The sequence below is a fragment of the uncultured Agitococcus sp. genome (assembly GCF_937920075.1).
In the GTDB taxonomy this organism is placed as follows: domain Bacteria; phylum Pseudomonadota; class Gammaproteobacteria; order Pseudomonadales; family Moraxellaceae; genus Agitococcus.
On sequence record NZ_CALETI010000423.1, the window covers coordinates 1 to 9,416 of the forward strand.

General features: G+C 38.4%; 8 protein-coding genes. 6 read left to right on the forward strand and 2 right to left on the reverse strand.

The annotated features are described in order from the left end of the window. The 4 genes from der to Q0212_RS14410 all read left to right on the forward strand — a co-directional run. A partial coding sequence (gene der, locus Q0212_RS14395) for a ribosome biogenesis GTPase Der (RefSeq protein ID WP_297926755.1) occupies window positions 1-1,235 on the forward strand: 1,235 nt, incomplete at its 5' end. A 47-nt stretch (window positions 1,236-1,282) separates the two neighbouring features. Next, window positions 1,283-3,553 (forward strand): TonB-dependent siderophore receptor, encoded by a 2,271-nt coding sequence (locus Q0212_RS14400; protein WP_297926758.1) that lies wholly within the window; start codon window positions 1,283-1,285, stop codon window positions 3,551-3,553. A 192-nt stretch (window positions 3,554-3,745) separates the two neighbouring features. After that, window positions 3,746-4,618, forward strand: a complete 873-nt coding sequence (locus tag Q0212_RS14405) for an ABC transporter substrate binding protein (RefSeq protein WP_297926761.1) — start codon at window positions 3,746-3,748, stop codon at window positions 4,616-4,618. Then, the gene (locus Q0212_RS14410; protein WP_297926763.1) at window positions 4,609-6,495 is read left to right on the forward strand and encodes a response regulator; all 1,887 of its coding nucleotides are present in this window, start codon (window positions 4,609-4,611) and stop codon (window positions 6,493-6,495) included. The genes Q0212_RS14405 and Q0212_RS14410 overlap by 10 nt, the downstream gene beginning before the upstream one ends. Here Q0212_RS14410 and Q0212_RS14415 read toward each other — a convergent pair. Continuing rightward, window positions 6,490-7,155, reverse strand: a complete 666-nt coding sequence (locus Q0212_RS14415) for a 4'-phosphopantetheinyl transferase superfamily protein (protein ID WP_297926766.1) — start codon at window positions 7,153-7,155, stop codon at window positions 6,490-6,492. The genes Q0212_RS14410 and Q0212_RS14415 overlap by 6 nt on opposite strands. Next, window positions 7,152-7,979, reverse strand: a complete 828-nt coding sequence (locus Q0212_RS14420) for a peptidoglycan DD-metalloendopeptidase family protein (RefSeq protein ID WP_297926770.1) — start codon at window positions 7,977-7,979, stop codon at window positions 7,152-7,154. The genes Q0212_RS14415 and Q0212_RS14420 overlap by 4 nt, the downstream gene beginning before the upstream one ends. Before the next feature lie 66 nt (window positions 7,980-8,045). On the opposite strand from Q0212_RS14420, the gene Q0212_RS14425 reads away from it, so the two are divergent. After that, entirely contained in the window at window positions 8,046-8,420 is a 375-nt protein-coding gene (locus Q0212_RS14425) for a DUF4124 domain-containing protein (RefSeq protein ID WP_297926772.1), read from the forward strand. 220 nt (window positions 8,421-8,640) lie between these two features. Next, a partial coding sequence (locus tag Q0212_RS14430) for a hypothetical protein (protein WP_297926776.1) occupies window positions 8,641-9,416 on the forward strand: 776 nt, incomplete at its 3' end.

Here is a 9,416-nt window from a genome sequence, read left to right on the forward strand (position 1 = left end):
TGATTGATACAGGTGGTTTGGGCGAGAGTGACGAAGGCATTGATGCCTACATGGCCGAGCAAGCCAAAACAGCGATTCAAGAAGCGGATATTGTTTTATTTGTCGTTGATGCACGCGCAGGTTTATTAGGCTCTGACGAAATGATTGCCGATCATTTACGCCGCCTTAATAAACAAAGTTTTTTGGTCGTCAATAAAGTAGATGGTTTGCATGAAGATGCAGCGACAGCCGAATTTCATCGTTTAGGGTTTAGCCGCATTTTTCAAACCGCCGCTAGTCATGGTCGTGGTGTTTTTCAGTTAATTAGTGATTTATTAGAACCATTCCCCGAAGATGAAGCCGAATTATCACCCGAAGAAACTGGCATTAAAATTGCCGTTGTTGGTCGTCCTAATGTAGGTAAGTCAACCTTAGTTAATCGCTTATTAGGCGAGGACAGGGTTATTGTTTATGACATGCCAGGTACAACGCGCGATAGTATTTATATTCCTTATGAGCGAAACGGCAAAAAATACACCTTAATTGATACCGCAGGCGTTCGTCGTCGCGGTCGAGTCCATGAAACGGTCGAAAAGTTTTCGGTAATTAAGACCCTACAAGCAATCAAAGATGCTCACGTGGTAATTATTGTTTTTGATGCACGCGAAGGTATTGTCGAGCAAGACTTACACATGCTAGGATTTGCTTTAGAAAGTGGCCGTGCAGTGGTGTTAGCTATTAATAAATGGGATAACATGACTGAATACGATCGTAATCAAGTAAAGTTAGCCATTGAACGACGTTTAGATTTTGTACCTTTTGTTAAGATTCATTTAATATCGGCTTTACATGGTACAGGTGTAGGTGATTTATATCCGTCGATTCAACGTGCCTATGATTCGGCGATGATTAAAGTTCCTACTAATCGTTTGACGCAAATTTTACAAGATGCGGTGGCAAGCCATCAGCCCCCTTTGGTGAATGGCCGTCGTATCAAGTTGCGTTATGCACATATGGGAGGACAAAATCCTCCGATTATTGTGATTCATGGTAATCAAACTGATGCAGTGTCTAAGGATTATAAACGCTATTTAGAAAATATTTTTAGGAAGGTATTAAAACTACAAGGAACACCTGTGCAAATGGAGTTTAAGACCAGTGATAATCCGTATAAGGAAGAAAAAGTGTTAAAACCTGCGCAACTTGAGAAAAAACGTCACTTGGCTGTAGAAAAGAAAACAAAAGAAAAACGCTAACAAGGTATGCTTCATCTAATCCCTTGTTAGTGACAACAGGGGATTTTATGGAAAAGTCGTTATTAGCTTCGGCTATTACCTTATTAACTTGTCAAACCTATGCAACTGCCGACGATTTTTTGTTTGCAGAGCAAGAAATGCCCGTAGTGTTATCGGCAACACGTTTAAAACAAGCGGTTGCTGATGCGCCTGCCTCAGTCACTATCATCGACCGACAAATGATTGCCCAATCAGGTGCACGAGAAATTCCTGATGTGTTGCGTCTTGTACCAGGTATGGTGGTGGGTTATGAAAAAGGTTGGGATGCCTTTGTCAGTTATCATGGCACATCTGCCGATATGGCGCGGCGGATGCAAGTGTTGGTTGATGGCCGTTCAGTTTTTCAACCCAGTTTAGCGTTTGTTGATTGGATTGGTTTGCCGTTAGAGCTAGATGATATTGATCGGATTGAAGTTATTAGAGGACCAAATGCTGCTGCGTATGGCGCAAATAGTTTTTTAGCAATTGTTAATATTATTACGCGTAATCCTGCCGATTTGCCTACTGTGCGTGCTTATACGCGTCAGGGTGGCGAAGGCATTAATGATAATTTTGTCAGTTATGCAGGGGTAAAAAATCAGTTTAGTTGGCAGTTATCGGCTAATCAGCGCAACGATGATGGATTTGATAAGTATTTTGATAAACGTAAAACAGTCGATGCTAATAATCAAACGATTGTTTATTTTGAGCCTTTACCCTATGCCGATGACAAACGACAAAAAGCAGTTTATGGTCAAGGTATTTTAGAAGGTGATTCTTATTCGTTAAAAATGGCTGCTGGTCATTCAGAAATGGTGGCTGGTAATCGTTCTGATAGTGGTTTGGTCACGTTTTTAAATGAGCCAGATTTAAAGAGCAAACAAGACTATTTAAACATTTCTTTAGAAAACAATACCTTTTCTCAACATCAAATTAAATTTCAAACAGATTTTTCGCAATTTGAGTCTAAACAACAAATTAGAGTTAAAACGCCAGCAGGCTACTTTATTCCTGAATTACAACAATTATTTGTGCAAGATAGAGTTTATACAGATAGCTTTTTAAATGCAGTCAGTAAAATTTTAGCAGGTAAAAAAACCTCTTTACCCACAGTGACTAGTCCACAAATAGGCGCATTAACCTTACAGGTGGCCTGTAAAACGGGCTTACAACAAGGAAAAATTTGTGGCTCAATTAAGCCTGATCCCGTATATACAAAAGAGCTTATTTACTTATCAGATATTAATAAAACAGAATCTCGTTTAGAAGCGGAACTTCAAGATACGTGGACAATTAATCCGAATTTACGCATTGTGTATGGTGCAGGTATTCAAGACTCTCGGGCTGACTCTCTACATTATTTTAATGGTGAAGTTGAAAATACCGTATGGCGTGTCTTTGCTCACGGTGAATGGCAATTTATGCCTGATTGGCGACTTAACGCAGGGATTATGGATGAACAGGATGATTATGCAGGCAATTTAACATCACCACGTTTAGCCCTTAACTGGCGTTTTTTGCCAACACATTCTTTACGATTAGTCTCGTCTCGAGCTTATCGCACACCAGATTTACGTGAATCAAAAGCGTATTGGCAATATACTGCATATACTGAAGACAGAAGTTTGAGCAAATATGATGGTAATTTCCCCTTTTTAGGACAAGCTCCTTCACCTGTGGGGCAGACTTGTGTGCGAACCAATACAAATACAGGCGTCATGGATATTTGTACTGACGGCGCACCCAGTGAGCGTATTACTTCTGCTGAAATTGGTTATTATGGCGAATTGCCAAAACAACATTTACAGCTTGATATTCGTGTCTTTAAAGATAATTTAAAATTGTCTGAGCATAATTTAGAAATTGATGATTTTGTGATAGCCCCCTTAGTTGAGCACCAACAACGGGGTGTAGAGTTATCAACTCAATGGCGACCTCATCCCCATTGGCGGTTCATGCTTAATTATGCTTATGATGATATTACGGGTGGCAACGATAATACGGATTTTGTGCCAAAACACAGTGGTAATTTTGGCGCATGGTATGATTCAGGTAAAGGCGTACAATCTAGTGTAAATTATGTATTTTATAATCAATTGTATAATGACCCTGATGATGGTGGTTTATACTTTGATCGTTTAGATTGGCGTGTCGCTAAAAAATGGTCAATGCGTAAGTTGCACGATGTAGAGTTGTCGGGTGTTTGGCAAATACGCTTAACAGAAGATAGAGAGTTACGCCGACACAATGGCTCACCACGTGATAAAATGTGGTTGCAGCTAAGTTATGCATTTGATTGATAAATCGGGACTTACGCATTTTGCCGTAAGCACGTATTGAGCGAAGTTGAAACAAGTGCGTTTGTTCCTCTTAGTCCTCCCTTAATAAGGGAGGAAGCCAAAGGCAGAGGGTGAATGTGAGTCAATAAGCGATAACCGCGTAAGTCCTATAATTGTTGTTTTAGATGAGTAGCACAAGGGATGGTGCGTATTATGTTAAAAAAACTGTGCTTTTATGCCGTATTACTCTTGTGTTGGTTAAGTCATAGTGCTTATGCCCAGACACAAGTGCAAATATTAACGACCAATGCCGATGAGTCGTCGGGGATGCTTGCTTATTTGACTAAGCAGCTTAAAGACGAGGCTAACGTTTTTATTGCAGATACGCCAAAAGTACAAGCCGAATTATTAATTGTTTTTGCTTACGATAAAGCGCAACAATTACCAACAAGTCGAGTCCCAGCTTTATTTGTTTTAGCACAACCTTCTGATATTTCTATCGAAAAAAATGATGGTGTTTTATATTGGACACCTAGTTTAGCAGCACAACTCGCCTTAATTAAAGAAATACAACCCGCCGTTAACAAAATAGGAATGTTGGCTAACCCCAAAAATGAAGATTTATCATGGTTAAGAAGTTTTAAACAATATGCCTTAGAACAAGGCGTTGAAGTCAGAGTGCAAACGGTTGATAAAAGCCGTATCGGACGGCAAGTATCTGATTTGGCTGTCAGTACAGATATATTATTAGCGCAGCCAGATACCTATATTTATAACCGCGAAACGATTCGATTTATTTTATTAGCAGCCTATCGTCAAAACAAAGTGTTAATTGGCCCAAGTCCAGCATTTGTCAATGCAGGAGGTCTTGCGTCTTTATATGCCTCCTCAGAAAGTATTTATGAAGAACTAGCACAACAAATCAAACAATTTATTAGCACGCGTAAATTAACACCCGCGACACGTGTCAAAAAAATGACAGTGAGTTTTAATCCGCAAGTAGCGAAGTCTTTGGGGTTAATTATTCCCGACATTAAACAAGTTGAACAAAAAATTCAGAAAAAGGAGTTGCCATCATGGCCATAAAAACTCCTTGGCGTAATTTACGGATCAGAATTTTAGTGTTGGCGATTGTGCCAGCTATCCTCATGTTAATTTGTTTGTTGACTTATCATGTCTTAGAAAGATTGCATAATGCTAAACAAGAACAAGAAAACTTTGGCCAAATTATTGCCATGCAGTTAGCGTCCAGTGCTGATTTTGCCATTATTACTGAAAATGCAGATAGCCTTGTTCCTCAAGTTAATACAATTTTGGCACAGCCCATGGTGTCTTCTGTTTCTGTGATGAAGGCAGATAAAACAGTTATTTTATCCAAACAAAACAAACAAGCGTTGGAAGAAGCACAATTGCATTATTCTGTGCCTATTTATCAGCAATCTTTACAGTTAGATGATAATGATTGGTTGGTTGAAAAGGCACCAGAGCAAGATAAGCAAACTATCCTTGGTTTTGTTGATGTGGGTCTAAATGCAGAGTATATCTATGATAAAGAAAGAAAATTCGTTTTTAAAAGTGCATTATTAGCCATCGCAGTCTTACTTGGTGTTGTTGGATTGGCTGTATGGATGGCGATTGGTTTAGAAAAGCCCTTAAGAGCCATTATTGGTTTGGTGGGTGCATTAAAAAATCGTCAATTTGATGCAAGAGTACATATTAAACAAAATGGCGAATTAGGAGCATTGGCATACCATCTCAACTTATTAGCAGCAATGTTAGAGGATAATCGTAATTCACAAGTCAAAAACACAGAAGAATTAATGACTGCTCGTCAGCGAGCAGATAAGGCTAATAAAGCCAAAAGTGAATTTTTAGCAATGATGAGTCATGAATTAAGGACACCACTAAATGGTATTTTTGGTGGACTACAATTATTAGACACCCAAAGCTTATCTGTGAATGATCAACAAAATGTACAGGATGTATTAAAAGCATCTTCTCAATTAAAACAATTAATTGATGATATTTTAGACTTCTCAAAAATTGAAGAACAACGTTTGATTTTAAGTACACAAGCATTTTTACCCAAAGTAGCTATGCAGCAGTTAGTTGAACGAATTGCTATTGATGTAAAAAATAAAGGTTTAGAGTTTGTTTTTGAGTTTGAAGGACGTGATGACTTATGGTTAAAAGGTGATGAAATGAGAATTCGTCAACTATTAATCAAATTAATTGATAATGCGATTAAATTTACCGAAAAAGGACGTGTAGGGCTTAGAGTTAAAGTAAGCCCATACAATCAGTCACAAGCGCAATTATTATGTGAAGTATTTGATACAGGTATTGGTATTAGTCAACAAATGCAGGCACATATTTTTCAACCATTTACTCAAGCAGACCGTTCGCATACTCGCTCTTTTGGTGGTGCTGGCTTAGGATTAGCCATCGCTTGGAGTTTGTCTCGTTTAATGCAGGGCGATTTAAGAGTTGAAAGTGAGTTATTGGTAGGAAGCTGTTTTTGTTTTGAGGTGACTTTAGCGATTTGTGAAGCATGTGCCAAAGAATCTCAGCCAGTTGTTGTGAATGATAAAAAGCGTGTATTTAATGCTCATGTATTAGTCGTAGATGATAATCCTGCTAATCGTAAAGTGGCCGAAGCGATGCTCAGAGTGGCGGGATGTACCGTGACAACGGCTAATAATGGTCAAGAAGCCTTAGTGCATTTAAGTGCAGGCAGCATAGACTTGGTGTTAATGGATTGTCAAATGCCGATCATGGATGGTTATGAGGCCACTCGTTTATGGCGTGAGCAAGAAATGGAAAAAAGAATTCCAATTATTGCCTTAACCGCTAATGCGAGTACAGAAAATGAAACTGTTTGTATTAATGCTGGTATGGATGTGATGTTAAGCAAACCTTTCCGCAAACAGCAACTTGAAATGTTATTAAGTGCATGGTTATAACGTTAAGTGATGTACAAACCACTCTGGATTTATATCATTTACTGCACAAGCAATTTGCAAATGAGGGCTTGAAATAGTATGTAACTGTAGTGGAATATGCTCAAATTGTTGTGGGTAACGAATAGGGCATAATTGCGATGGATTAAAGACAATGCTATTTAAATGATGAGCAATCCCCACATGCCAAGCCTTAATACAAGCCTCTTTTCGCGTCCACCAATCCAAAAAACAAATGAATGCTTGATCTTCTGTTAATGTGTTTAGATGTAAAAATTCATCAGTTGCAAAAAAACGTTTGGCAATCGCTAAAAAACGTGGTTTATACATTCTCTGTTCTAAGTCAACACCACAATAAGGTTGTGGGCTTAATAAACAAGCTAAATAGTCATCACTGTGCGTTAGGCTGATATACCATTTAACCGCAGGATACCGAATAATTAAACGTCCTTGATCTTTAGCAAATAACCAATCTTGCTGAGTATTATTAAGCAAATTTAATGCTTGTTTTAGCATGAGGCGGCTAGCAACAAATGCTCTTAAACGTAAAGGGTGGGTATAGATTTTTGCCTGTTGTTGTTCATCTTTATTAAGTTTAAGCAAGTGATTATGGGTTTGTTGTGTTGACCATGTTAATTGATTTAAAAAAATATGGTGTTTCATGGGGTTGGCAATACTAACAGTGGATCAATACGTGCATTGTTAATACTTACACCATAGTGCAGATGAGGGCCTGTTGCCCGACCTGTTTGTCCCACCAAACCAATGATATCTCCTTGTTTTATAGTTTGACCTTTTGCAACATCAACTTTGCTTAAATGGCATAACATTGAAATAATGCCTTGACCATGATCAATCATCACTGTTTTGCCATTAAAAAAATAATCACCTGTTTGGGCAACAATACCATTCGCAGGTGCAGCAATGGCTTTTCCTTCGGGAGCAGCCACATCTAAACCCGAATGAGGGTCACGCGGTTGGTCGTTAAAAAAGCGTTTTAAACCAAACGGGCTGCTAATTCGGCCTTTGATTGGCCATGCAAAATTTGGCCATGATTTTGTTTGAGAAGACGAAAAGAGTTGATAAACCGTTTTTTGCTCTATCGCTTCACGGCTATAACGAGCTAACTCATCTTCACTTGGTGTGACTTTGTTGCTTTGTGTTTCTTGCAATGTGATGCGTTGTTCGGGATAGTCTTTGTTACTTAATTGAATCGTTAAATGATCACTAAGTTGATTATCAGTGATCGTAATAGATAGCTCAGGCTCTTTGTGGCTTAACGGAATACCAACGACAGCAAATAATGCGTCTTCTCGTGTAATAACAGGCACTAAGTTAGAGCCAAATTTTACTTGAGCATTTTCAGAGATATAACTTGGCAAAGGAATAATGGCAATGCCGCCAGCAGTCAGTTGTTCTTTGGGTAACGCAAAGCTAGCGTTAGCTAAAAGATTAACACCAATAAATAACAATGTGCGATGAAACATGATAATTTGTAAAATATAATGAAGAGCTATGATTGAGGATACTCTATTTTTATCGAGGAGCGAAATATGGCTGTGGGAGATAAAATTGTTGTTGGCATGTTAGTCATAGCTGGCCTAGCATGGTGGCAACAAGATAATTTGAAAAAACAATGGCAAAAGATGCAAACCACACCAGCACCGATTGCCACAAAAACAGAAGTGTATACATGGAAAGACAAAGATGGAACAGTGCATTACTCCACAACACCCGAACATAAAAATGCAACACAAACCATTGTTGATACAGGCAAAATTAGTCGTTTAGAGCCGTTGCCACAAAAACAACAAGCCCCAAAAGAAGAAAAATTATTGTTACATGAGGTGAGGGAAGACATGATTCAAAACCGTAACAAAATGCAAGAAACACGCGAAAAACAAATGATGCAAGAAATTGAACGATAGTTAACAGATTAGTGACAATGTTTGATTGAAGAATAGGGGTAAAACGCGTTATAAATCAGCTTTGAATAATAACAACACAGGATTTATATATTTCATGGCAATCCATGATAACGGTGTAAATTCTCAACAATATTGGGTTTGTATTGTTGCCAAAAATAATAACGTATAGTGATTAAATAAGCATAAATGATACAAGCCTTTTGCCTTTCAATTGGAGTCTATGATGAAAAAAACACGTCTTGCGGTTGCTATGTTAGCCGTTTCTTTAGGATTGGTGGGTTGTATTGGTGATGACGAAGAACAACAAGCGGTCACTGAAACATATGTTGGTTTTGAGCCAGTTATTCCAGCAGGTGAAAATCGTAGCGCAATTGTTCCTTTCCCGTTTGATGCTTTTTTTGCTGGTGCTAAAACGCCTACGTTAAATATTCCTAATGCGAGCAATAATCCTCTAGTTACACAAGCTAATTTGCAGGATGGTTACTCAACCACTGCTTCTTGGTTTATTGATATTTTTGGTATGGTTGATGTGAAATCTGAAGCACTTACCAAAAATTTAATGATTGTTGAAACAAATGCCAATCCCGCTTTAACTAGAGTATTAAAGTACGGTGAAGATTACACGATAGAGTCATCAACGGTAAAAGACAGTAGTGGTGTCCCTATTAATGCCCAACGTACTCGTTTATTAATAGAACCATTAAAGCCTTTAGCGGCAAGCACAACTTATTTAGTGGCTTTGAAAAAGGGCGTAAAAACATTAGATGGTGGTATGGTTGCACCGAGCTATATGTTTAAACTGTTAAATAGTGATACCAAAGTTACTGATAATACCGATTTATATTTAAAAAATTATTCAGCTGCCGAAAAAGCAACATTGGAGGCTTTACGTAGCCAAGTTATTCGCCCAGTTGTGACTGGTCTCAAACAATTAGGCGTTGCCGAAAGTGATGTATTGTTGGCTTATAGTGTAACCACTCAAAGCACAACAAAAAC